Source organism: Streptomyces spongiae (assembly GCF_009377185.1).
GTDB lineage: Bacteria > Actinomycetota > Actinomycetes > Streptomycetales > Streptomycetaceae > Streptomyces > Streptomyces spongiae.
Map to the genome: position 1 here is coordinate 1 of NZ_VJZC01000108.1, position 22,631 is coordinate 22,631.

At 71.1% G+C, this 22,631-nt stretch carries 19 protein-coding genes; 12 read left to right on the forward strand and 7 right to left on the reverse strand.

From position 1 onward, the window contains the following. From FNH08_RS17345 to FNH08_RS17360, 3 genes are all read right to left on the reverse strand, one after another. The coding region (locus FNH08_RS17345) for a roadblock/LC7 domain-containing protein (protein ID WP_152772394.1) at window positions 1-437 on the reverse strand (437 nt) is incomplete at its 3' end. Then, window positions 434-3,064: a sensor histidine kinase gene (locus FNH08_RS17355; RefSeq protein WP_194238513.1), complete on the reverse strand. Its 2,631-nt coding sequence runs from the start codon at window positions 3,062-3,064 to the stop codon at window positions 434-436. The genes FNH08_RS17355 and FNH08_RS17345, both read right to left, overlap by 4 nt. 52 nt (window positions 3,065-3,116) lie before the next feature. Then, window positions 3,117-3,890 (reverse strand): MHYT domain-containing protein, encoded by a 774-nt coding sequence (locus tag FNH08_RS17360; protein WP_152772396.1) that lies wholly within the window; start codon window positions 3,888-3,890, stop codon window positions 3,117-3,119. A 151-nt stretch (window positions 3,891-4,041) separates the two neighbouring features. Between FNH08_RS17360 and FNH08_RS17365 the strand changes: the two genes are divergently transcribed. From FNH08_RS17365 to FNH08_RS17375, 3 genes are all read left to right on the forward strand, one after another. Then, window positions 4,042-4,641: a class I SAM-dependent methyltransferase gene (locus tag FNH08_RS17365; protein WP_152772397.1), complete on the forward strand. Its 600-nt coding sequence runs from the start codon at window positions 4,042-4,044 to the stop codon at window positions 4,639-4,641. A gap of 121 nt (window positions 4,642-4,762) precedes the next feature. Further along, window positions 4,763-5,059 (forward strand): hypothetical protein, encoded by a 297-nt coding sequence (locus FNH08_RS17370; RefSeq protein WP_152772398.1) that lies wholly within the window; start codon window positions 4,763-4,765, stop codon window positions 5,057-5,059. Window positions 5,060-5,193: 134 nt separating this feature from the next. Continuing rightward, on the forward strand, window positions 5,194-6,078 hold the full coding sequence (locus FNH08_RS17375; RefSeq protein WP_152772399.1) for a hypothetical protein: 885 nt from the start codon (window positions 5,194-5,196) through the stop codon (window positions 6,076-6,078). Between the two features lie 42 nt (window positions 6,079-6,120). Here FNH08_RS17375 and FNH08_RS17380 read toward each other — a convergent pair whose 3' ends face one another. Continuing rightward, window positions 6,121-6,309 carry a hypothetical protein gene (locus tag FNH08_RS17380; RefSeq protein ID WP_152772400.1) on the reverse strand — a complete coding sequence of 63 codons (189 nt, stop codon included), beginning with the start codon at window positions 6,307-6,309 and terminating at the stop codon, window positions 6,121-6,123. Window positions 6,310-6,597: 288 nt separating this feature from the next. Between FNH08_RS17380 and FNH08_RS17385 the strand changes: the two genes are divergently transcribed. Next, window positions 6,598-9,390: a DEAD/DEAH box helicase gene (locus FNH08_RS17385; protein WP_152772411.1), complete on the forward strand. Its 2,793-nt coding sequence runs from the start codon at window positions 6,598-6,600 to the stop codon at window positions 9,388-9,390. Beyond that, window positions 9,387-10,652: an SWIM zinc finger family protein gene (locus FNH08_RS17390; protein WP_152772401.1), complete on the forward strand. Its 1,266-nt coding sequence runs from the start codon at window positions 9,387-9,389 to the stop codon at window positions 10,650-10,652. Before FNH08_RS17385 ends, FNH08_RS17390 begins: the two co-directional genes overlap by 4 nt. Window positions 10,653-10,694: 42 nt before the next feature. On the opposite strand, the gene FNH08_RS50785 is transcribed toward FNH08_RS17390, so the two are convergent. Both FNH08_RS50785 and xylA read right to left on the reverse strand, forming a co-directional pair. Beyond that, window positions 10,695-11,261, reverse strand: coding sequence for a hypothetical protein (locus FNH08_RS50785; protein ID WP_194238514.1), 567 nt, complete (start codon window positions 11,259-11,261; stop codon window positions 10,695-10,697). A gap of 380 nt (window positions 11,262-11,641) precedes the next feature. Next, on the reverse strand, window positions 11,642-12,808 hold the full coding sequence (gene xylA / locus FNH08_RS17400; protein WP_152772402.1) for a xylose isomerase: 1,167 nt from the start codon (window positions 12,806-12,808) through the stop codon (window positions 11,642-11,644). A gap of 183 nt (window positions 12,809-12,991) precedes the next feature. Here xylA and xylB point away from each other — a divergent pair, with 183 nt between their 5' ends. The 6 genes from xylB (at window position 12,992) to adh (ending at window position 20,807) form a co-directional block, all read left to right on the forward strand. After that, on the forward strand, window positions 12,992-14,437 hold the full coding sequence (gene xylB, locus FNH08_RS17405; RefSeq protein WP_152772403.1) for a xylulokinase: 1,446 nt from the start codon (window positions 12,992-12,994) through the stop codon (window positions 14,435-14,437). 115 nt (window positions 14,438-14,552) lie between these two features. Beyond that, a complete protein-coding gene (locus FNH08_RS17410; protein WP_152772404.1) occupies window positions 14,553-15,761 on the forward strand; it encodes an ROK family transcriptional regulator in 1,209 nt (402 codons plus the stop codon). Between the two features lie 305 nt (window positions 15,762-16,066). Beyond that, on the forward strand, window positions 16,067-17,080 hold the full coding sequence (locus FNH08_RS17415; RefSeq protein WP_152772405.1) for an acetamidase/formamidase family protein: 1,014 nt from the start codon (window positions 16,067-16,069) through the stop codon (window positions 17,078-17,080). 38 nt (window positions 17,081-17,118) lie between these two features. Continuing rightward, window positions 17,119-17,718 (forward strand): N-acetylmuramoyl-L-alanine amidase, encoded by a 600-nt coding sequence (locus FNH08_RS17420; RefSeq protein ID WP_322724711.1) that lies wholly within the window; start codon window positions 17,119-17,121, stop codon window positions 17,716-17,718. A gap of 154 nt (window positions 17,719-17,872) precedes the next feature. After that, the gene (locus tag FNH08_RS17425) at window positions 17,873-19,165 is read left to right on the forward strand and encodes a GAF domain-containing protein (protein WP_152772407.1); all 1,293 of its coding nucleotides are present in this window, start codon (window positions 17,873-17,875) and stop codon (window positions 19,163-19,165) included. Window positions 19,166-19,283: 118 nt separating this feature from the next. Beyond that, on the forward strand, window positions 19,284-20,807 hold the full coding sequence (adh, locus tag FNH08_RS17430; RefSeq protein WP_152772408.1) for an aldehyde dehydrogenase: 1,524 nt from the start codon (window positions 19,284-19,286) through the stop codon (window positions 20,805-20,807). A 243-nt stretch (window positions 20,808-21,050) separates the two neighbouring features. On the opposite strand, the gene FNH08_RS17435 is transcribed toward adh, so the two are convergent. Beyond that, on the reverse strand, window positions 21,051-21,497 hold the full coding sequence (locus FNH08_RS17435; protein ID WP_152772409.1) for a DUF1772 domain-containing protein: 447 nt from the start codon (window positions 21,495-21,497) through the stop codon (window positions 21,051-21,053). 91 nt (window positions 21,498-21,588) lie between these two features. On the opposite strand from FNH08_RS17435, the gene FNH08_RS17440 reads away from it, so the two are divergent. Then, the gene (locus FNH08_RS17440) at window positions 21,589-22,167 is read left to right on the forward strand and encodes a TetR/AcrR family transcriptional regulator (RefSeq protein ID WP_152772410.1); all 579 of its coding nucleotides are present in this window, start codon (window positions 21,589-21,591) and stop codon (window positions 22,165-22,167) included. Window positions 22,168-22,631: the final 464 nt, after the last annotated feature.

Sequence of the window (22,631 nt, forward strand, 5' to 3'; positions counted from 1 at the left end):
CACCTGGTGACCGGCGGGCTCGCGGCGGCGCGCAGCGGCGTGTGCAGATGCTCGCCAACACGTTTCACCAAGCGCGCCATCTCGAACGCGACCAGACCGATGTCGGCTGTGACGGCGGTGAGCACGGCAAGGCATGAGCCGTCGCCGGCGGCCACCACGAACAGGAAGCCGTCGTCCATCTCCACCAGGGTCTGACGGACGCCGCCGACACCGAAATGGCGGCCCGCCCCCTTGGCCAGGCTGTGGAAACCGGAGGCGACCGCGGCCAGGTGCTCGGCGTCCTCGCGTTCGAGACCGGTGGACGCACCCACGGCGAGTCCGTCGTTCGAGAGCACCACGGCGTGCCGGACGTCGCCCACATGCAGTACCAGGTCGTCCAGCAGCCAGTCGAGTTCGCCGGACCGCTGGCCGGCTCTCGTGCTCGGGTCCTGGTTCATGCGGGGTCTCCTTCACTGGTGTCGCCGCCCACCACGTGGTCGGGGGTGGTGGCACGGTGGCCGGGTGCCCTGCCGCCGCCGCGCACCCAGCCGTCGCGGTAGGCCGCCATGCGGTCCCGTACGAGTTCGGGGGTGCGTTCGTCGGGCCTGGGGCCTCGGAGGTCTGGCGCTGGTGCCGGTGGATCGGGGCGACGCCCGCGCAGTTGGGGCGCCAGGTTCGCCTGGCGTACCCGGCGGGGGAGCTCGTCGGGCCCTTCGGAGCCATGCACGACGCGGTGCGGGCGCAACGTGGCGACACCGGGGAGTGAGGCCGTGGGTGTGGCGTCCGCCGCCGAGCCCTCCTCCACGGCGGACGCCACCGGAGCCACCAGCGCGGGCCGCTCTGCGGGCTGCTGGACCGGCTCCTGCCGAGGGGCGGCCTGCACGCGCGCGTAGGCGAGGTCAGAGGCTTCTCCCGCGCCTACGACCTGCCCCGTATCGAACACCTGCCCACTGTCGACGGCTTGGCCCGCGCCGACGACCTGTCCCGTGTCGACGGTTCGCCCTGTGTCGGAGGCCGGACGGGGTGAACGTTCCGCCGAGCCCGTGTGCAGCAGGGCTGTGGGCAGCAGGACGACCGCGGTGGTGCCGCCATAGGGCGAGGTCCGCAGGTGGACCCTGATGTCGTGCCGGGAGGCGAGTCTGCTGACCACGAACAGACCGAGCCGATCGCTGTCGAACAGGTCCAGGGCTTCGGACTGTTCGATGCGCCGGTTGGCTTCGGCGAGTTTCTCCTTGCCCATGCCAAGACCGCGGTCCTCGACCTCGACGGCATAGCCGTTGCCGACCGGCTCACCGCTGACGCGCACACGCGTGTGGGGCGGCGAGAACTGTGCGGCGTTCTCCACGAGCTCGGCCAGGAGGTGGGTGAGGTCGGCGACGGAGGTGCCCGCGATCTGCGCCTCCGGGAGTTGCCGTACCTCCACGCGCGCGTAGTCCTCGACTTCCGAGACGGCCGCACGGACAACGTTGGTCAGTGAGACCGGCATACGCCAGGCGCGGCCGGGGGCCGCCCCCGAGAGGATGATCAGGCTCTCCGCGTGGCGCCGCATACGCGTGGTCAGGTGGTCCAGCCGGAAGAGATCGCTCAGCTCGTTCGGGTCGTCGGACCTGCGCTCCATGCTGTCCAGCAGGCTCAGTTGGCGGTGCACGAGGACCTGGCTGCGGCGGGCGAGGTTGACGAAGACTCCGGAGATGCCGTCGGCCAGCTCTGCGCGCTCGGCCGCGGCCCGGAGGGCGGCACGGTGCACGGTGCCAAGGGCCTCGGCGACCTGTCCGGTCTCGTCTTCCGCGGGTTGCCTGGGCGGGGCCTCCGCGTTGACGTCGATCTCCTCCCCCGCGCGCAGCTTGCGCATGGCCTCGGGGAGTTTGCGACGGGCGATCTCCAGGGCGCTGTTCCTCAGGCTCACGAGCTCGACGACGAGGGCGCGTCCGATCCGTACGGAGATCACGAGTGACGCGGCGACGGCGACGAGCCCCAGGAGGACCGCCGCACCGGCCGGCGTGAACAGGCCGCGGGTGAACGGGTCGGCCCGGTCCGCACCGTCGGGTCCGGCGCCCGCCTCGATCGCCCGCATGCCGTCCTGCACGCGCGCGTGAGCCCTGTTCCAGTCGGCCTCGGACACGGCCCCTGCGGCCCTCGCACCCGGGTGGACCGAGAGCACCCGGTCCTCGATGTTCCTCAGGGCCGCGTAGACGCCGCTCTCGGTGAGGCCACTCCAGGCGGCGCGGTCGGATCCGCGCAGGTCCGGCACGGCTGTTTCGGTCAGGGTGCGACCGGTCTCGACGGCGCCGGTGAACAGGCGCAGGCGCTCGCCGTCGAGGGTTCCTGCGAGCCGGGCGCCGACGAGCAACGCGTCTTCCTGGGCCAGCGCCTCGCCCGCGCGGGAGAACTCGAGCAGGACCCGCGCTTCGGAGCCGGACTCGGTGTCCTGGATGCCGGTGAGTGCTCCTGCCACCCCGAAGGCCGTGGCGATCGTCGCGGTGTACTGCCTGTACACCGGGCGCCAGCCGGAGCCGCCGTCGAACAGGGTGGCCCGCAGTGCACGCAACTGCTCGGCCCCGGTGACGAAAGCATTCAGGCGCTCGGCCACTCCGGCGGGCAGGTCAGCGCCGTCGGCGACGGTGTAGCGGTCCCCGAGTCTCAGCTCGGCGACGGCTTGTTCGGTGCGCTCCGCCCGCTCCCTCAGGTCGCTCTCCCGTCCCGGGGCGGGGGCGGTGGCCAGGCGCACGGCGGCTGTCCGCTCGGCCTGGAGCGCGGCGACGGCGGCAGCGACCGGGGCTCGCACGGAGGCGTCGACGCGCTGTGACTGCCTGAGGCGGGAGACATCCTGGGCGGTACTGACCGTGGCGTAGGCCCACAGGGCGAGCAACGAGACGACGGGCACCATCAACAGGCAGACGATCTTGGCCCGTACGGTGCGTGGCCGTATGTGCCACCGTCCGGCGCGCGGGGAAGGGCCGGTGGTGGCGGCATCGAGGTCAGGGCGCTCGTCAGCGGGCGGCCCCGCGTGGGCACGGCGGCCACGCACCGGGGGCCGAGCCGACGGCTCGGCGTCGGCTGTCGGGGTCCTGCGGGGTGTACGCATGGCCTCCTCGATCGGAGTGGTTCAAAGTGCCCGAGCAGCGGTCGCGCGCGTCTCAGTGGGTGGCGCTCTCGATGGGGCGCTGGGCCGACGCGGACGCCTCCCGCTCCCCGTCCGTCGGCGACAGCGCGACGAATGCCGAGGTCAGGAAGAGATAGGACCCGAGGCCGACGGCGAGGGGGAAGATGAACTGCATCGCCGTGGCCCCGGGCAGGATCTCGCCGGAGGGCACGACACGCACACTCACCGCGAACATCGCGGTGTAGTGCATGCTGCTCACCGCGCCCCCCATGACGAGAGAGGCGACGGTGACAGCGAGCGGTGAGCTGATGTTGAGCGCGGCCCACAGAGCCGCCGTCGCCGCGATCACGGCGATCACGACGGAGAGCGCGACGCGCACCGGGTCGTAGCTCACGTCACCGTGCAGACGCACCGCCGCCATGCCCAGGTAGTGCATGCTCGCGATGCCCAGTCCGGTCGTGAGTCCGCCGACAAGCAGTGCGCGGGTACGGTCCCGGCCGTACCCGACGGTGAAGACTCCCGCGCAGACGACAGCCATGGCGACGAGAAGGCTGAGGATCGTCAATGGCACGTCGTAGCGGATCTCGGTGCCACCGACGCTGAATCCCAGCATGGCCACGAAGTGCATGGTCCAGATGCCGGTGCCGATCGCGGAGGCCGCGGTGACCAGCCAGTTGCGGCGCGACCTCCCGTCGGCCCCGAGCGCGCGGACGGTACAGCGCAGCCCGAGTGCGGCACCTGTGCAGGCCATCACGTACGACAGCACGGGTGTCAGCCACCCGAAGGCGGCGTGGTCCAGGTGTCCCATGGCCCCGGGACGCTAGTCCGCACCAGGGCGCACAAGGGGAGCTCGTTTCGAAAGCTGGTGCAATGTGACGCATATCTGCGCTGGAACGATCGCGTCACGCTCGAACGTGCGCACCGCGCCGCCCTCCGCACCGGTGAGGGATCATGCGGACATGAGCGACGACCACACACACGTCCAGGAGTTCTTCACGGCGCGCGCCGCGGCCTGGGACACGCGGTTCCCCGACGACGGTCCCGTTTTCGCGGCCGCGGTCGTCGAGCTCGGGCTCCGTGCGGGCGACCGCGTACTCGACGCGGGTTGCGGCACCGGACGGGCCTTGCCGCCGCTGCGTGCCGCCGTGGGGCCCTCCGGAGTCGTGCTGGGGGCCGATCTGACGCCGGCCATGCTTCAGGCCGCCACGCGGGCCGGACGGGACCGCGACGGGCAGCTGCTCCTCGCGGACGTGTCCGCCCTGCCCCTGCGCACGGAGTCACTTGACGCGGTGTTCGCGGCGGGGCTCATCGCGCACCTGCCGGCTCCCGCCGAGAACCTGCGTGAGTTGGCCCGGGTGGTACGCCCTGGCGGCATACTGGCGCTCTTCCACTCGATCGGCAGGGCGGCACTCGCGGCACGCCAGGGTCGGCAGCTCACTCCTGACGATCTGCGCGCGGAGGCCAATCTGGGGCCGTTGCTCGCGGGGTCGGGCTGGCGGATGACGTCCTACGCGGACGAGGACGACCGGTTCCTGGCACTGGCCGAACGCGACGGCTGAGCCACGAACGACGCAGGTGCTTCACCCAGTGCCCCTCTTCTGTCACCGAGGCTGCAACTCTACGTTGAATAGGAGCACTTGAGCGATCAGTGACATCAACACAGGGGGGAAGGTAGCCCATATGTTCGACAGGCTCCGAAAGTCCATCGGCGGATTCGTCAAGGCCATGCGCGCGGACGTCGACACCAGTAAGGACAAGCGCCAGCACAACCTCTTCGAGGCTGCCGCAGTGTACGTCTCGGCGTGCGCGGAGGACGATCAGGACCGGATCGACGAAGCAACGACGTGGGTGTCACCGGAAGCGCTGTCCTTCGGGGTGAGCGAACTGGCGTGCCGGGCTGTCATCGCACTCGCCCGGGAGCGCGACGAGTCGCCACAGAGGGTGGCACGCGACCTCCTCGGGCTGCCCGCCGCCTGACCGAGTGGCGGCGTACGGTCGTTTCGTCCCGGTCCGTAGGACGACCGTGCTCCGCCCGGGGCTTGGCAGTCGTGACAAGCGCCTTCCGGGCGGATTAGGGTGCGCCGACGGACGAGACCGATGGGGAGGCTGGGATGGCCGGGACGGACGAGGACGCCGTCGCCGCCGGGGACGACGACGCGCTGTATGTACTGACCGCTGTACTGCTGACGCCGGCGCAGTTCCCCAGCGTGCTGGGCGACGACTATCCGGAGGCCTGCGCGGCGCTCGGCCTCGCGCCGCTCGCCGACGGGTACGGCCTCGTGCTGGGTCAGGACGGCGACGGGGCGCGCTGGACGGTCGTAGTCGATGACGTGTCGCTGGTGGCCGTGGCCATCGCGTCGTGGGACTGCGGCATGGAGTACGACCTGTCCCCGGACGAGCGGTCGGTCGTGGCCGCGCTGCCCGGCTGGCCCCTCGCGGTGGCCGTGGCGGCGCCCGGCGTGCCCGCTCCGCACGATCCTCCGCCCGAGATCGCCGAACGGCCACCCTTGCGCCCGCCGAACACCGAGATCTGGGGTCCTGCCCAGCGGCGTCTCGGAGCCGACGAGATCGCGCTGCAGTGGGCCATCTGGCGGGAGCAGCTCGGCGACGACGCGTTCGTGAACCGCGAGGACGGCGAGACGTCCGGCGAGCCCCCGCAGGCCGGGGACGGCACCTCGCAGGCCGGGGACAGCACCTCACAGAAGGACGATGCCGGGCAGAGGAGCACCCGCAGCAGCATCCACCGCGTCCTCGCGGAGGTGCGCGCGTACGTCGACACTCCGCCTCCGCCGGGACGCATCCGCTCGTCCTTCGCACCGGGTGACGCACGGACCCTCCGCGCCGACGGCCCCGGCTGGTCCATGGTCGCCAGGACCGACGACATCGCGTTCCTCCTCCTGGACGAGGAGCCCGGTGAGGTGCTGCCCGTGGGGCGGGGACCGGAACTGCCCGGGCTCCTGGAGTCCCTCGACAAGATCGCGGTACGACCCAACTGAGCCCTCACCGATCACCGGCCCGCGCCGCGGGCCGGTGACGCCTCAGCGGCCGAGCTCCTTGCGGGAGACGCGGCGCAGCCTGCGCCGCTGCGAGGGGTCCAGCATGAGGTATGCGGCTGCCGGAATCCCCAGCAGTATCAGGAGGTTGGCCCAGAAGGGGAAGGGCAGCAAGATCAACAGAATGATCCCGACCGCCGCACCTCCTGCAGCGATCTTCGCGTTCTTCGACATCTCCGTCGCCTCCTTCGCGGCCACTGCCGCTCTCTGCCCTGAGAACGGGTCCGCGCTTCGAGCAGTTCCAGCACCGACCCTGATGCACCCCTGACGGAACCCTGACGCACCCCTGAGGGGCGCAAAAGGTGACCCACACCACTCTCCCAGTATCCCCGCAGAGCGCCGGAGCGCTGTACCCTCGGCGGCTCCGACTCAAGTAGTCAAATTTGAGGAACACGCTTGACCGTGCAGAGGATTCCCACCACGACGCCGCTCCAGATCGCCGAACTGGCTTGCTGCTGTGCCATGTTCATGCCCGCGGACCCGTCCCGTACCGGCCACGTCGCCTTCTGGCGGCCCGATGGCGCCGCGCCCCCTGTGGTCGCTGCGGCCTTCACCGACGAAGTGACCGTCGTCGTGCCCGGTGGCGACAGCGTCGAAACGGTGGCCGTACCCGCTGTCCTCCTGCCGGTACGGGACGCGTTGCCGGTCCTCACGCGCGCGCGTGCCACCGCGCGGGCACACCGGGCGACCGCGTTCTGGGGTGCGGCAGCCTTGCTCGCGCTCCAGCTGGCCGCGCGGGGTCTTCTGCTGCCCGGGCTGTCCGCGACCGACCACGACGCGTGGCGTACCGGCCCGCTGCGGGCCGATGACCTGCAGCGACTGCGTGACCTGGCCGCCGCGATGCCGCCCGAGGCCCATGCCGTGCCCCTGGACGGCGCGGAGCCGTTACTGCTACCCGACCCGGAGCGGCTGCTGCGCGCTTTCCTGGACGCAGTCGCCGACACGCTGCCCCGCTCCCCCGCCGCGGCACTCGCGGCGGGCGCCCCGGCGTTCGCCTCTTCGAAGCCGCAGCACTTGCCCGAGCAACGCGCCTGGGCGGCCGATGTCGCCGCCGGACACGACGCCGGGGTCCGCCTCTCCCTGCGTGTCGAAGTGCCCGGTCTCGCGTCCGACCTGGCGGACGAGACGCCGCTGTCGTTCCGGGTCGTGCCTCAGCTGCACAGCGCCGACGTTCCCGGGCTCGTCGCGGATGCCGCCGCGGTGTGGGCAGGCACCGGGACCTTCGGTCCCCGCGCGCGGATGGACGCCCTGCTCGCGCTGAGGCGCGGGGCCCGTGCCTGGTCGCCTCTCACACCGTTGCTGTCGGCGGCCGTGCCGGACTCCCTGGAGCTGGCCGACGACGAGATCACCGAACTGCTCGGCGAGGGCACCCGGCTCCTGGCTGCCGCGGGAGTCGAAGTCCACTGGCCCAGACAACTGGCGCGCCGACTGACCGCCCGCGCGGTCATCGGGCCGCCGGACGACGGCCAGGAGGCGGCCGGCACCGAGTCGGGCGCACCGTCGTTCCTCTCGGCCGACGCGCTCCTCGCCTTCAACTGGCGGTTCGCGCTGGGCGACCAGCAGCTCACCCGGCAGGAGCTGGACCGTCTGGCCGAAGCGAACCGCCCCATGGTGCGGTTGCGTGACCAGTGGGTTCTCGTGGACCCCGGGGAGGTACGCCGCGCCCTCGCTCAGCAGGACCGCAAGGTCACGCCCATCGACGCCCTCGGCGCCGCCTTGACGGGCTCCACGGAGATCGACGGCCTCCGGGTCGATGTCCGGCCCACGGGATGGCTGGCGACGCTGAAGGAGCGGCTGGCGGAGCCTGAGGAGCAGGAGCCGGTCGGGCAGCCCGCCGCGCTCGCGGCCACGCTGCGCGACTACCAGCTGCGGGGGCTCAACTGGCTGGCCCGCATGACCTCCCTGGGGCTCGGCGGCTGCCTGGCCGACGACATGGGCCTCGGCAAGACGATCACCCTCATCTCCCTGCATCTGCACCGGCAGACCGACCCGTCGGCCGCCGGCCCCACCCTCGTGGTCTGCCCCACCTCGCTGATGGGCAACTGGCAGCGGGAGATCGAGAAGTTCGCACCCGGTGTACCCGTGCGTCGCTTCCACGGCGCCGGACGCTCCCTGGCGGATCTGGCGGACGGCGAGTTCGTGCTCACCACGTACGGCACGATGCGTCTCGACGCGCCGCAGCTGGGCGAGATCACCTGGGGCATGGTCGTGGCGGACGAGGCGCAGCACGTGAAGAACCCGTACTCGGCCACGGCGAAGGAGCTGCGCGGCATCAGCGCACGCGCGCGCGTGGCACTCACCGGCACGCCCGTGGAGAACAACCTCTCCGAGCTGTGGGCGATCCTCGACTGGACGACACCAGGTCTGCTCGGCAGGCTCGGCACGTTCCGCGCCCAGTACGCCCAGGCGGTCGAAGGGGGCCAGGATCCCGCCGCGGCGGAGCGACTCGCCCGGCTCGTGCGGCCGTTCCTGCTGCGCCGCCGCAAATCGGACCCCGGTATCGCGCCCGAACTGCCGCCGAAGACCGAGACCGACCGTGCCGTGTCGCTCACGACGGAACAGACGGGGTTGTACGAGGCCGTGGTCCGCGAGAGTCTCACCGTGATCTCCGGTGCCGACCACATGGCCCGGCGCGGGCTGATCGTGAAACTGCTGACCGGGCTGAAGCAGATCTGCAACCACCCCGCGCAGTTCCTCAAGGAGGAGCGACCGAGGATCGTGGGGCGGTCGGGCAAGCTGGAACTGCTGGACGAGTTGCTCGACACGATCCTCTCCGAGGGGGCGAGTGTTCTCGTCTTCACCCAGTACGTGCAGATGGCGCGGATCATCGAACAGCACCTGTCCGCGCGCGGTGTGTCGTCGCAGTTCCTGCACGGCGGGACACCCGTTCAGGAGCGCGAGGCGATGGTCCGGCGGTTCCAGGACGGCGAGATCCCCGTCTTCCTGCTGTCGTTGAAGGCCGCCGGCACCGGGTTGAACCTGACCCGCGCCGAGCACGTCGTGCACTACGACCGCTGGTGGAACCCGGCCGTGGAGGCGCAGGCGACCGACCGCGCGTACCGCATCGGTCAGACCCGGCCCGTCCAGGTGCACCGCTTGATCGCGGAAGGAACCATCGAGGACCGCATCGCCGACATGCTGCTGCGCAAACGGGAGCTGGCCGACGCGGTCCTCGGTTCGGGCGAGGCAGCACTCACCGAGCTGTCCGATACCGAACTGGCCGACCTGGTGGAGCTGCGAGAGGGCACACGATGAGGGAACACGACGCCGAGCGCACGTTCGCCGCACTGCCGCCCGCGCACGGGCGCGGCTTCGCCCAGACCTGGTGGGGCCGGGCCTGGCTGAAGGCACTGGAGGACGCGGCCCTGGACTCCCAGCAGGTGAAGACCGGCCGCAGGCTCGCGCGCGCGGGAGGCGTGGGCGCCGTCTCGGTGCGCCCGGGGCGCATCACCGCCGTCGTCCAGGACCACGACCGCACGACGCACCGTGCCGACGTCCTGCTTCAGGAACTGTCCGCGGAACAATGGGACCGCTTCCTCGACATGGCCGTCGAACGGGCCGGGCACATCGCTGCCCTGCTCGACCGTGAGATGCCACCGCATCTCGTCGAGGACGCCGCCGACGCCGGAGTGGAACTCCTGCCGGGGCTCGGCGACCTGGAGCCGGAGTGCGACTGCGGCGCCTGGGACCACTGCGGTCACACCGCGGCGCTCTGCTACCAGATGGCGCGGCTGCTGGACCAGGATCCGTTCGTGCTGCTGCTGATGCGTGGGCGCAGTGAGCGCGAGGTGCTCGACCACCTCCAGGTGCGCAGCGTCAGCCCGGGTGAGGAGGAGCCCACGCCCTCCGAGGAAGCCCCTCAGGAGGGCGTGGACGCCGCCGAGGCGTACGCGAGCGGGAGTATCCTCCCGCCGCTTCCCTCAGCCCCTGAGCTGCCCGCACAGCCCGGCTCCTCGCCTTCGCTGGACACCGAGACGCCACCCGCACCCGGAGTCGACCCGGCCGCCCTGACGTTCCTCGCCTCGCGTGCCGCGACGGAGGCCCACCGGCTGCTCGCCGCGGCGCTTGCGCCGGGGCACGAACAGGAAGGGGTCGAGGAGGAGTTGACGCTCTCCCAGGATGCCGTCCGACTCGCCGCCGACGCTTCCGAAGCGGCGATTGCCGCGCGCCTGGCCGAGGGTGCGGGGCGCGGTCAGGAGGAGTTGGAGATCGCCGTCCGTGCCTGGCGGTACGGAGGCGCGGCCGCGCTGTCGGTGCTGGAGGACGAGTGGCTCCCCGAGGAGGAACCCCTCGCACGCGCGCGTGCCGCACTGGAATCGGCCTGGGACGACGATGACCGACCGCGGCTGCGGGCCTCCCACAACCGCTGGACGGTGATCGGCACCTCGACCCAGCTCCGCCTCGGCCGGGACGGCCGCTGGTGGCCGTACCGCGAGGAACACGGCCACTGGCTGCCCGCAGGCCCGGCAGCCCACGATCCGGCCACCGCGTTGGCGTCGGCGGACGGCGAGGCATGAGCCCGGGACACACCGTGCGGACCGGTTACGCGGGAGTGTCGCTCACTTCAGTGGCTTCGTGAGTTTCCGGTCGCCGCCGGGGTCCGCCGAGAGGCTGCAGGCGACGTTGTCGATGCCCAGCTCGTAGCCGTTGGGGTCCGGGTACTGCACGAGAGTGCCGCGCACGGTGCCCGCAGGCTGTCGCGCGGCCTTGCGGTCCAAGGTCTCCTCGCACAGCGCGGAGGCTGCCTGCTTCAGGGCGGCGTCGGTCGTGTAGGTGCCCTCCAGTTCGGTGACCTGCACGACCTCGGCGTCGTGCGGCTTGCTGCAGGAGCGCTTGGCCGCCTGGCCGGGTCGACTGTCGTTCATGTTGAAACAATCGCCCTCCTGGAGCATGTAGTAGGGCACTTCATCGCCCACCGGGGCCGGGAAGAGCGAGTCGAGGTCGCTGGGCAGGTCGGAGGGCAGCGACGGCAGTTCACTGGGCAGCTGGGAGGGGATGCTCAACGACGGCGTGGGCGAGGACCCCGTACTCCGGCTGTTCCCGGCAGGCGCCTTCTCGTCGGAGGTTCCGTCACCGCTGGTGACCACCAGCGCCACCGCCGCCACGGCCCCCAGGGCGACGATCACCGTAAGCAGGATGAACAGACTCCGGCGCCCTCCCGGAGGCGTGCCACCGGAGGGCGTACCACCAGGAGGCGTACTTCCGGGAGGCGGCCGGCCTCCGCTCCCTCCCGGTGGCGGCCCGAAGCCTCCCGGCGGCGGGCCGAAACCACCGCTGTTCGGGGGCGGCGTTCCTCCCGGCGGCCAAGGAGGCTGAGGCGGTAAGGGCGGCATGGCCATACCGACAAGAGTCGCCTCGAACCGGTCATCACGCGACCCCTGCACGGGAGTTGATACGGACTCATGCCATGGACCGCATGATTCCGGAGAATGGCGCACAGAGATCGACGAAGGGAGACGCGAGCAGAACCCGCCTCAGGGTCTGCCACACGTCTCCCTCCGCAGCATCAGCCGCGCGCACCCAGCAGGTGGTCCATCGCCAGCTGGTCGAGCCGTTCAAAGGCCATCCCGCGCGCGGCAGCCGCCTCCGCGTCGAAGCCCTCGAAGGCCGTACGGTCCGCGAGCAGCGCCTTCAGGCCGTCGGCCGCCGTCGGCTGGGCCAGCTCGTCCAGGCGGGAGGCGCGCAGGGCTTCCTGCACCTCGGGGTCGGCGCGGAAGGTGGCCGCCCGCTCCTTGAGGATGAGGTAGTTGCGCATGCAGCCCGCAGCCGACGCCCACACGCCGTCGAGGTCCTCGGTCCGCGGCGGCTTGAAGTCGAAGTGGCGCGGGCCCGCGTATCCGGCGGTCTCCAGGAGGTCGACCAGCCAGAAGGCGGAGCGCAGATCGCCCGCCCCGAAGCGCAGGTCCTGGTCGTACTTGATGCCGGACTGGCCGTTGAGGTCGATGTGGAAGAGCTTGCCCGCCCAGAGGGCCTGGGCGATGCCGTGCGGGAAGTTGAGGCCGGCCATCTGCTCGTGGCCCACCTCGGGGTTGACGCCGTACAGCTCCGGGCGCTCAAGGCGCTCGATGAAGGCCAGGGCGTGGCCGACCGTGGGGAGCAGGATGTCGCCGCGAGGCTCGTTCGGCTTGGGCTCGATCGCGAAGCGCAGGTCGTAGCCCTGGGAGGTCACGTACTCGCCGAGGAGATCGAATGCCTCCTTCATGCGGTCGAGCGCGGCCCGCACGTCCTTGGCCGCACCCGACTCGGCGCCTTCACGGCCGCCCCAGGCGACGTAGATCTTTGCGCCCAGTTCGGCCGCCAGGTCGATGTTGCGGATCGTCTTGCGCAGTGCGTAACGGCGCACGTCACGGTCGTTGGCGGTGAACGCGCCGTCCTTGAAGACGGGGTGCGTGAAGAGGTTGGTGGTGGCCATCGGCACTTTCATGCCGGTCGCGTCGAGAGCCTCCCGGAAGCGCTTGATGTGCGCCTCGCGCTCGCTGTCGGAGGACCCGAAGGGGATCAGGTCGTCGTCGTGGAAGGTCACTCCGTGGGCACCGAGTTCCGCCAGGCGCCGCACCGTCTCGACGGGGTCGAGGGCACGCCGGGTGGCGTCGCCGAACGGGTCCCTCCCCTGCCAGCCGACGGTCCACAGGCCGAAGGTGAACCTGTCCTCGGGGGTGGGCTGGTAGTTCATGCCGCGGCTCCTTGCTCGCTCCGACTATTTCGTCATGGCGCTTAACAAATTAGTATGCGGAGGCATCTCTGGGAAGAGACGACGTCTCTCCACGAGGAGACTGTGTGTGACAGCCGGGCCGTGCGGTCCGGGAGACTCCAGATACAGGCCAGACCCCGCGAGCCGCGGAAGAGGGAGAGCCCGATGTCAGCAGCCGAGGGTCCACTCGTCGTCGGGGTGGACACATCCACCCAGTCCACCAAGGCCCTGGTCGTCGACGCGTCGACCGGACGGGTGGTGGCGAGCGGTCAGGCACCGCACACCGTGTCCTCCGGGGCGGGCCGGGAGAGCGATCCGCGGCAGTGGTGGGACGCCCTGTGTACGGCGCTGCACCAGTGCGGGGACGCGGCTCACGAGGCCGCGGCGGTGTCGATCGGCGGGCAACAGCACGGGCTCGTCACGCTCGACGCCCAGGGCGACCCCGTTCGCCCGGCGCTCCTGTGGAACGACGTGCGCTCGGCGCCGCAGGCCCGCCGTCTGGTGGAGGAGCTGGGCGGCCCGAAGACCTGGGCCGAGCGCACCGGAAGCGTGCCGGGAGCCTCCTTCACGGTCACGAAGTGGGCCTGGCTCGCCGAGAACGAGCCGGAGGCGGTCCGTGCCACGGCCGCCGTGCGCCTGCCGCACGACTACCTCACCGAGCGCCTGACCGGACAGGGCACGACGGACCGCGGTGACGTGTCGGGTACGGGGTGGTGGGCGTCCGGGACGGAGGCGTACGACGAGGAGACCCTCGCCCACGTGGGGCTCGACCCGGCGCTGCTGCCGCGTGTGGTCCGGCCGGGTGAGGTGGCCGGCACCGTACGGGACACGCACGATCTGCCGTTCTCCAAGGGCACGCTGGTAGCCCCGGGTACCGGCGACAACGCGGCCGCGGCACTGGGACTCGGTCTGCGTCCCGGCACACCGGTGCTGAGCCTCGGCACCTCCGGCACGGTGTACGCCGTCTCGACGCGGCGCCCCACCGACCCCACCGGCACGGTGGCGGGCTTCGCCGACGCGCGCGGTGACTGGCTGCCGCTGGCCTGCACCCTGAACTGCACGCTCGCCGTCGACCGCGTGGCCGAGCTGCTGGGTCTGGACCGCGAGGCCGTCGAACCCGGCACGAGCGTCACCCTGCTCCCCTACCTGGACGGAGAGCGCACCCCGAACCTGCCGCACGCCTCGGGCCTGCTGCACGGACTGCGGCACGACACGACGGCCGGGCAGCTCCTCCAGGCGGCGTACGACGGCGCGGTCCACTCGCTGCTCGGAGCCCTGGACCTGGTGCTCGACCCAGATGCGGACCGTTCCGCACCGCTTCTGCTCATCGGCGGAGGCGCGCGGGGAACGGCCTGGCAGGAGACGGTACGGCGACTGTCGGGGCGGCCCGTGCAGGTTCCCGAGGCCAAGGAACTGGTCGCGCTCGGCGCCGCCGCGCAGGCGGCCGGGCTGCTGACCGGCGAGGACCCGGCGGCGGTCGCCCGCCGCTGGGACACCGCGCGCGGGCCCGTTCTCGGCCCGGTGGAGCGGGACGAGGCGACGCTGAGCAGGATCGCCGGGGTACTCTCCGACGCGGCGCCGCTGCTGGAGCGGGAGCCCGGCGAGCGCTGAGGGGGCCACATCCACGGTGGTGGGCCTCGCCCGACCACGACAGCCCCAGGGACCGGGCACGTTCACCGGGCTCGGCCCTCCCGAAGAGGACAGCCGCACGAGGACTGACGGAGGCATGACCGCACCGCTGCACGAGGCCCATCCCACGAGTCCCGGGCGTCGGCTGCCCGACACCCAGCAGGGCATGCGCCGTCGCAACCTCTCCCGGGTGATGCACACCGTCAATGCCGAGGGGCCGCTGTCCCGCGCCGCCGTCGCCTCGCACATCGGTCTGACGAGGGCGGCCGTGTCCACCCTCGTCGACGAGCTCATCCGGTCGGGCCTTCTCGAGGAGCTGGGTCCCGAACGGCCCGGCAGGGTGGGCCGGCCGGGTTCCGCACTCGCCCTCAGCGGGCGCGGCCCGGCCGGGATCGGTGCGGAGGTCGGCGTCGACCACCTCGCGGTGTGCGCGGTCGACCTGCGGGGCGAGGTACGGGCCCGGGCGGTGCGGCACGGCGTGAACCGCGGCCGCTCGCCCGAGCTCGTGATCGGTGAACTGACGGCGCTGGTGGAACAGGTCGTCGCAGCGGCGGAACGGGAGGGGCTGTGGCCCGCGGGTCTCGCGGTCGCCGTACCCGGCCTGGTGGCACGTGACGCCCGTACGGTGGTGCGCGCCCCCAACCTCGACTGGCACGACACGGACCTCGGCGCGCTGTTGTCCGGCGACCTGCCGCTGGCGGTGGACAACGAGGCCAACTTCGGCGGGCTCGCCGAACTCTGGCTCGGCGAGGGTGCCCCTCGCGACTTCCTGCACGTCTCCGCCGAGATCGGCATCGGTGGCGCGGTGGTCGTGGACGGCCGACTGCTGCGGGGAACCCGCGGTTTCGCAGGCGAGCTCGGGCATGTACCCGTCCGGCCGGAAGGGCCGGAGTGCGCGTGCGGCGGGCGTGGGTGCCTGGAGCAGTACGCCGGTGAGGAGGCCGTCCTGCGGGCGGCGGGCCTCGCGCCGGGAGAACACCGCGTCGAGTTGCTGGCGGAACGTGCCGCCCAGGGCGACAAGGACGTACGGCGTGCCCTGCGCGGTGCCGGAACCGCGCTCGGTATCGCGCTGACCGGCGCAGTCAACCTGCTGGACCCGCAGACCGTAGTGCTGGGCGGAGCGCTGGCTGGCCTCGCACCGTGGCTGCTGCCCTCCCTGGAGCGGGAGTTGGCCCGCCGCACGGCAGGACCGGCCTGTTCCGTGACCGTGTCGCGGCTGGGTCCCGAGGGCCCGCTGCTCGGAGCGGCGCACTCGGTGGTACGCGGCGTGCTGGACGATCCCGCCGCGGTGGCCGGGCGGCCGTAGCGCACAGGTAGGGGCGGCAGCTTCCCTCGTGCGGGTGACGAGGTTATCCACAATCCCGATGCTGTCCACCGAAATCGGCGAGCACTTCCTGCCTGATCTCCAGGCGCCGTACCGTGATTCACGCGAGGCGCAGCCCGTCCTGGCGGTGACTGCGTGCTCGCTCGAATCGGGGGTTCACACATCGGGGGTCACATGGCCATGGAGTCGGTTCCAGAGCTGCTGCGCGAGGTCTTCGGGATGCGAAGGTTCCTGTTCCTCGACGAGCCCCCACGCCCCGCCCTTCGACAGAACGGAGCTGTGCGATCATGAGTGACCCCCGCATCCTGACGGTACGCCCCGAACCACACGAGTACGCCTGGACGTTCGGCGGTGCGCCACCCGTGGCACGCATCGCGCCCGGTACCGTCCTCGATCTCTACACGGAGGACTGTTTCGCAGGCCGGGTGCGGTCGGAGAAGGACCTCGTGTCGCAGGTGTGCGAGTTCCCGTTCCTGAACCCGCAGACGGGACCCTTCCACGTCGAGGGCGCCGAGCCGGGCGACACGATCGCCGTGCACTTCGTGTCGATCGAGCCGGCCCGTGACTGGGCGGCGTCGACGACGGTTCCGCTGTTCGGGGCACTGACCTCCACCCACACCACGGCCACGCTGCAGCCGCCGCTGCCGGAGACCGTGTGGATCTGGCAGCTCGACCGGGCCCGCCGCACCGCGCGGTTCACGGCTCGCGAGAGCGACATCCAGGTCGACCTGCCAATGGATCCGATGCACGGCACGGTGGGGGTGGCACCCGCCAATCTCGAAGTACGGTCCGCGCTGGTTCCCGACGCCCATGGCGGAAACATGGACACGCCGGAGATGCGAGCCGGCGTCACCTGCTACCTCGGGGTGAACGTGGAGGGCGCACTGCTGAGCCTCGGGGACGGGCACGCACGGCAGGGAGAGGGCGAGACATGCGGCGTCGCCGTCGAATGCGCCATGAACACGTTGGTGATCGTCGAACTGCTCAAGGACATCGCCACTCCGTGGCCGCGCATCGAGTCCGACACGCACATCATCTCCACGGGGTCGGCGCGCCCGTTGGAGGACGCCTTCCGAATATCCCAGCTGGACCTGGTGCAGTGGTTGGTGCGTGACTACGGCTTCAGTGAGCTGGACGCGTACCAGTTCGCCACGCAGGCCGTCGAGTCGCCGCTCGCCAATGTCTGCGACACCAACTACACGTGCGTGGCCAAACTCCGCAAGGAGTGGCTGCCCGCACGCGAGACCCATCGAGGGCTGCACGCGCGCCTCGCCGAAACGGCGGCGACGCTGCGGCGTTGAGTGCGCACCTCACCTCCCACCACCGAAGGGCAATCACCGTGGAGCGAGCGAGACCGTTCCCCAACAGGCGACGGCTGCTGAAAGGCGCGGCCCTCGCCGCGGTCCCCTACTCGTTACTGCCCGACCCCCGGGCCGGTGCGCAACCGCATGCACCCGACTACCCGCTCGCCACATGGCAGCCGGCGAGCGCGTCCAACTACACGGCTGCCGAGCGCCCGACGAGCCACTCCCTCGACTACGTGATCATCCACGTGACGCAGACGACGTACAGGAAGGCACTGTCCATCTTCCAGGACCCGCACAAGCAGGTGTCCGCCCACTACCTCGTGCGGTCGGCGGACGGGTCCGTCGCGCAATGTGTACGGGAACGCGACATCGCCTGGCACGCGGGCAACTGGGACTACAACACACGGAGCATCGGGATCGAGCACGAGGGCTGGGTGGACCAGCCGTCCTACTTCACCGACGCGATGTACCGGCAGTCGGCCAAACTCGCCGCAGCCGTCTGCGACAGGTACGGCATCCCCAAGGACCGAGCCCACATCATCGGCCACCACGAGGTACCGGGCACCGACCACACCGATCCCGGAGCGAACTGGGACTGGGCACGCTACATAGAGCTGGTCGACTCCGCCTGACCCGGCGGCGGGCCCGGCGGCTCGTGCGGACAGTCCGGGGTGCGGACAGGCCTGGGTCGGGGCACCTGGGGTGGTGACAGCCGAGGAACTTGTCCGGACCAGAGGTGAGGACGACGATGGGGTGCGAGCCGCATCACCTTCCGGGGAGGCCGAGTTGACCGATCCATGGGTGGCCCTGGAACCGGGGGCCGACCCCATCGAGCGAGTGCGGGTGCTACGCCACGCACATGAGGCGTTCACCGAGGCGGGCACGGTGGAGCGACCGGTGCGTTCCGTGGTGGCCGATTCGTGGCGGCGTTCCGCCAGGGCGGGGGTCGGCCCGGACGGCACCGCGAGCGTGGAGCTCACGGACGGGGACCTGGGTTCCTACCGGGCGGAGCATCCGCTGGCGCGGGTGATGCCGTTGGTTCGGGAGCTCATGGGCACCTTCGCGGCGGATGGTGAGCATCTGCTGGCGGTGTGCGACGCGCAGGGCAGGATGCTGTGGGTCGAGGGACATCCGGCGACGCTGCGGCGGGCGGACCGGATGAACTTCGTTCCGGGTGCGCGCTGGGCGGAGAGCGCGGTCGGCACGAACGCTCCGGGTACGGCGGTCGCCGTGGACCGACCGGTGCAGGTGTTCGCGGCGGAGCACTTCATACGGCGGGTCCAGCCCTGGACGTGCGCGGCGGCCCCAGTGCACGATCCGCGCACCGGCCGGGTGCTCGGCGCGGTGGACATCACCGGTGGGGACGGGCTCGCGCATCCGCACAGCCTGGGATTCGTGCAGGCGGTGGCGCGCGCCGCGGAGTCCCAGCTCGCGCTGCTCACCCCGCTCGAGACGGCAGCCGCCGACACGCTCGACCTGACGGCGCTCGGCCGGGACGAGGCCCACCTGGTCGTGGACGGCCGGAGGATCAGGCTCAGCCGTCGGCACAGCGAGATCGTGGTGCTGCTCGCCCGGCACCCGGAGGGGCTGACCGGCGACGAACTGCTGTGCGCGCTGTACGAGGACGAGTCGGTGACACCGGTGACCCTGCGCGCCGAACTGGCCCGGCTGCGCAGGCTGCTGGGGCCCGCGCTCCTGGGGTCGCGGCCGTACCGGCTCATGGTTCCGGTCGAGTCCGATGTGGCCGTCGTGGAACGGAGGCTGGAGACAGGCGCGGTCACCGGGGCAGCGACGGCATACAGCGGTCCGCTGCTGCCGGGCTCGCAGGCTCCGGCGGTGGTGCGGCTGCGGCAGCGGCTCGCCGACGGGTTGCGTACGGCGCTCATCGCCCGCCGTGACCCCGACCTGCTGGCGGACTGGGCGCACGCGCCCTGGGGCGAGGACGACCTCGACGTATGGCGCGCTCTGGCGGCGGTACGCCCGACGGCCGCGGCGCGGGCGCGCCTGCGGGAGTTGGAGTCCGAACTGGCGGCACCGCCGGGATGGGCACGCCAACCGACCCGTCCGACACCTCACTGACTCACCGGAGCACTCTCCGGCGCACCCAGCACCGCAACGTTCTCGCAACGTGGGTGTTCCTACCCTCGCGGCGAGAGCTGCCCAACGGCGGGCAGCGCGTTCTCGGGAGGCAGGCAGCATGACGCGTTACGCAGCGCCCGGTACCGACGGCGCGATCGTCTCGTACGAGGCGCGCTACGACCACTTCATCGGCGGGGAGTACGTGCCGCCGGCCACTGGGCGGTACTTCGAGAACCCGAGTCCGGTGAACGGGCAGCCGTTCACGGAGATCGCCCGAGGGACGGCCGAGGACGTGGAACGGGCGCTGGACGCGGCGCACGCGGCGGCGCCCGCGTGGGGCCGCATGTCCGTGGGCGAGCGTTCCGACATCCTCCGGAAGATCGCCGACCGGATGGAGGCGAACCTGGAGAAGCTGGCGGTCGCGGAGAGCTGGGAGAACGGCAAGCCGGTCCGGGAGACGCTGGCCGCCGACATCCCGCTCGCCATCGACCACTTCCGGTACTTCGCGGGAGCGATCCGCGCGCAGGAGGGTTCGCTCTCCGAGATCGACGACGACACGGTGGCGTACCACTTCCACGAGCCGCTCGGCGTGGTCGCGCAGATCATCCCGTGGAACTTCCCGATCCTCATGGCGACGTGGAAGCTCGCCCCGGCGCTGGCGGCGGGCAACGCGGTCGTGCTCAAGCCGGCCGAGCAGACGCCGGCGTCCATCCACTACTGGATGAGCCTGGTGGCCGATCTGCTGCCGCCGGGGGTGGTGAACATCGTCAACGGGTTCGGCGTCGAGGCCGGCAAGCCGCTGGCGTCGAGCCCACGCGTGGCGAAGGTGGCGTTCACCGGCGAGACCACGACGGGGCGGCTGATCATGCAGTACGCCTCGGAGAACATCACTCCGGTGACGCTCGAGCTCGGCGGCAAGTCGCCGAACATCTTCTTCGACGACGTCTCGTCGGCGAACGACGACTTCCTGGACAAGGCGCTCGAAGGCTTCACGATGTTCGCGCTCAACCAGGGCGAGGTGTGCACCTGTCCCTCGCGGGCGCTTGTGCAGCGCGGCCACTACGGGGAGTTCCTGGAGGCGGCGGTCGCCCGCACCGAGCTGATCAAGCCCGGGCACCCGCTCGACACGGACACGATGATCGGCGCCCAGGCCTCCAACGACCAGTTGGAGAAGATCCTCTCCTACCTGGACATCGGCCGACAGGAGGGCGCGAAGGTGCTGACCGGCGGTGGACGCGTCGAGTATGACGGCGAGTTGAAGGGCGGCTACTACGTCCAGCCGACGATCTTCGAGGGTGACAACCGCATGCGGATCTTCCAGGAGGAGATCTTCGGGCCGGTCGTGTCCGTGACGTCGTTCGACGACTTCGACGACGCCATGAAGATCGCCAACGACACGCTGTACGGCCTCGGGGCGGGCGTGTGGACGCGGGACATCAACACCGCCTACCGCGCGGGGCGTTCCATCCAGGCGGGCCGCGTCTGGACGAACTGCTACCACGCCTACCCGGCCCACGCGGCCTTCGGCGGCTACAAGGGCTCGGGCATCGGCCGCGAGACCCACAAGATGATGCTGGACCACTACCAGCAGACGAAGAACATTCTTTGTTCTTACAGCCCTCAGAAGCTTGGCTTCTTCTAGAGCCTGAAGTCGGTTGCCTGGAGGCTTCGTTGCGCTCCAGGCAATCCCACACGGGAGCTACTCTCCGTGATCAACACGATGCCTCGCACCAGTCAAGGCGTTGCGGGGCATCGCGACCCGCTACGGCAAGTCCCCGGAAAGCTACCTCGCCGGGCTTCAGATGCGTCGGTGATCTGGATCAAAGACCTCACCCGAGCCAGAGCCGAGAGCCATGCGCCACCAGCGCGGTGCCGGCCCGCGGGCTCAGGCGAGGGCGGCGACGAGCAGGGTGAAGGCGGCGATGATGACGGCGACGCGGACGTAGTGGAAGCGCTCCCAGCGGTTCAGCTGCTGCTTCCAGTCGGCGGGCCGGTTGTCAGGGGTCCACGTCTTGTTCCGGTTGTTGATCGGGACGAGCAGCAGGATCGACATGATCACGCTGAGGATCAGCAGCGCGGCGGCGGTGACGACGAGGCCGGTGCCGTGGTGGTGCCATCCGGCGATGGCCCAGACCGCGACGAGGACGAGCGAGCCGATGTACCAGACCGGCATCACGGCGCCGAGCATCCGGCCCCCGTGGGCATGGCCGAGTTGGCCACTGTCCTCGGGGAGTCCGTCGAGGATCGGCTTGATGACGAAGGCGACGGAGAACTCCACCCCCACCATCAGGCCGACGACCACGGTGGTGAACACCTCGAGTGCGTTGAGCATGAGGATCCCTCCAGGGATCTAGCGCCGCTAGATGATGAGGCAACGCTAGTACTGCTACCGCTCGATTGTCTAGCGGTGCTAGGATCGAAACATGTCGGTACAGGAACGCAAGCAGCGCGAACGGGCGGAGCGCGAGCGCCTCATCGTGGCGACAGCCCGCGAACTCGCCGAGCAGCAGGGCTGGGACGCGGTCACCACCCGCCGGCTCGCCGAGCGCATCGAATACAGTCAGCCCGTCCTCTACAGCCACTTCCGCGGCAAGCGCGAGATCATCGGCGCCGTCGCCCTCGAGGGCGCCACCGAGATGGCCGTGGCGGTGCGTGCCGCGGCCTCCAGAGCAAGCAGCCCGCGCGAGCGGGTCGCCGCCCTCGCCCGTTCCTACCTCGACTTCGCCGCACGCAACCCGGCCGTCTACGACGCCTTGTTCCAGCTCGACGGCGGCTTGGCGTTCGCACACGAGGACACCCCGGAGCCTCTGAAGGACGCTTTCGCCGCGCTGCTGGAGAGCCTGGGCGAGGTCGCCGGGGACGGCGTCCACCCGGGGCTGTTCACTGAGGTGTTCTGGGCGTCCCTGCACGGGCTGGCCACCCTGACCCGGGCGGGACGGCTGCCGCCGGAGGACATCGAGCCGAGGGTGGAACTGCTGGTGGACCGACTCGCCGTGGTCTGACACACCGTCCCGGCGGGCACGCAGTCCGGGCCCTCGGGCCCCGTTGCCTGCCTGCGGCATCGTTTCCGGTCACTCGCGCCCACACGGCGCAGCCGCAGATCGCCGGGCCCCGTACCCCGGACGGGCACCCGCCCCGCAAGCTGCGATGCTTATTGATCACGACCCGATACGCGCCCGTGCGGCCTGAGGTCGCGAAGTCGGCGGTCTTCGGGGTCCAGGCCTCGGTCAGCCGACGGTAGCCGTCGTAGGTGAAGCACTGAGGTTGTCGGCTGCGTCGGGGCCTGCGCACCAACCCCGACCCCATCGCCCGTCACGCCGACCTCTCGGTCAACGGCGGACCGGCCCACCGCGTCCACCGCTCCGTGTCCTCAGCCGCGCCGTACCGCACCGAGCTGGGCCCGGTGCAGGCCGGGGGCGGTGAACCGCTGGGCCACCGTGCGCAGGACGCGGGCCATCGCCTGGGC

Coding starts and splice junctions, on each gene's coding strand:
- FNH08_RS17355 (WP_194238513.1), bottom strand. CDS start 3,064: ATGCGTACACCCCGCAGGACCCCGACAGCCGACGCCGAGCCGTCGGCT.
- FNH08_RS17360 (WP_152772396.1), bottom strand. CDS start 3,890: ATGGGACACCTGGACCACGCCGCCTTCGGGTGGCTGACACCCGTGCTG.
- FNH08_RS17365 (WP_152772397.1), top strand. CDS start 4,042: ATGAGCGACGACCACACACACGTCCAGGAGTTCTTCACGGCGCGCGCC.
- FNH08_RS17370 (WP_152772398.1), top strand. CDS start 4,763: ATGTTCGACAGGCTCCGAAAGTCCATCGGCGGATTCGTCAAGGCCATG.
- FNH08_RS17375 (WP_152772399.1), top strand. CDS start 5,194: ATGGCCGGGACGGACGAGGACGCCGTCGCCGCCGGGGACGACGACGCG.
- FNH08_RS17380 (WP_152772400.1), bottom strand. CDS start 6,309: ATGTCGAAGAACGCGAAGATCGCTGCAGGAGGTGCGGCGGTCGGGATC.
- FNH08_RS17385 (WP_152772411.1), top strand. CDS start 6,598: ATGTTCATGCCCGCGGACCCGTCCCGTACCGGCCACGTCGCCTTCTGG.
- FNH08_RS17390 (WP_152772401.1), top strand. CDS start 9,387: ATGAGGGAACACGACGCCGAGCGCACGTTCGCCGCACTGCCGCCCGCG.
- xylA (WP_152772402.1), bottom strand. CDS start 12,808: ATGAACTACCAGCCCACCCCCGAGGACAGGTTCACCTTCGGCCTGTGG.
- xylB (WP_152772403.1), top strand. CDS start 12,992: ATGTCAGCAGCCGAGGGTCCACTCGTCGTCGGGGTGGACACATCCACC.
- FNH08_RS17410 (WP_152772404.1), top strand. CDS start 14,553: ATGACCGCACCGCTGCACGAGGCCCATCCCACGAGTCCCGGGCGTCGG.
- FNH08_RS17415 (WP_152772405.1), top strand. CDS start 16,067: ATGAGTGACCCCCGCATCCTGACGGTACGCCCCGAACCACACGAGTAC.
- adh (WP_152772408.1), top strand. CDS start 19,284: ATGACGCGTTACGCAGCGCCCGGTACCGACGGCGCGATCGTCTCGTAC.
- FNH08_RS17435 (WP_152772409.1), bottom strand. CDS start 21,497: ATGCTCAACGCACTCGAGGTGTTCACCACCGTGGTCGTCGGCCTGATG.
- FNH08_RS17440 (WP_152772410.1), top strand. CDS start 21,589: ATGTCGGTACAGGAACGCAAGCAGCGCGAACGGGCGGAGCGCGAGCGC.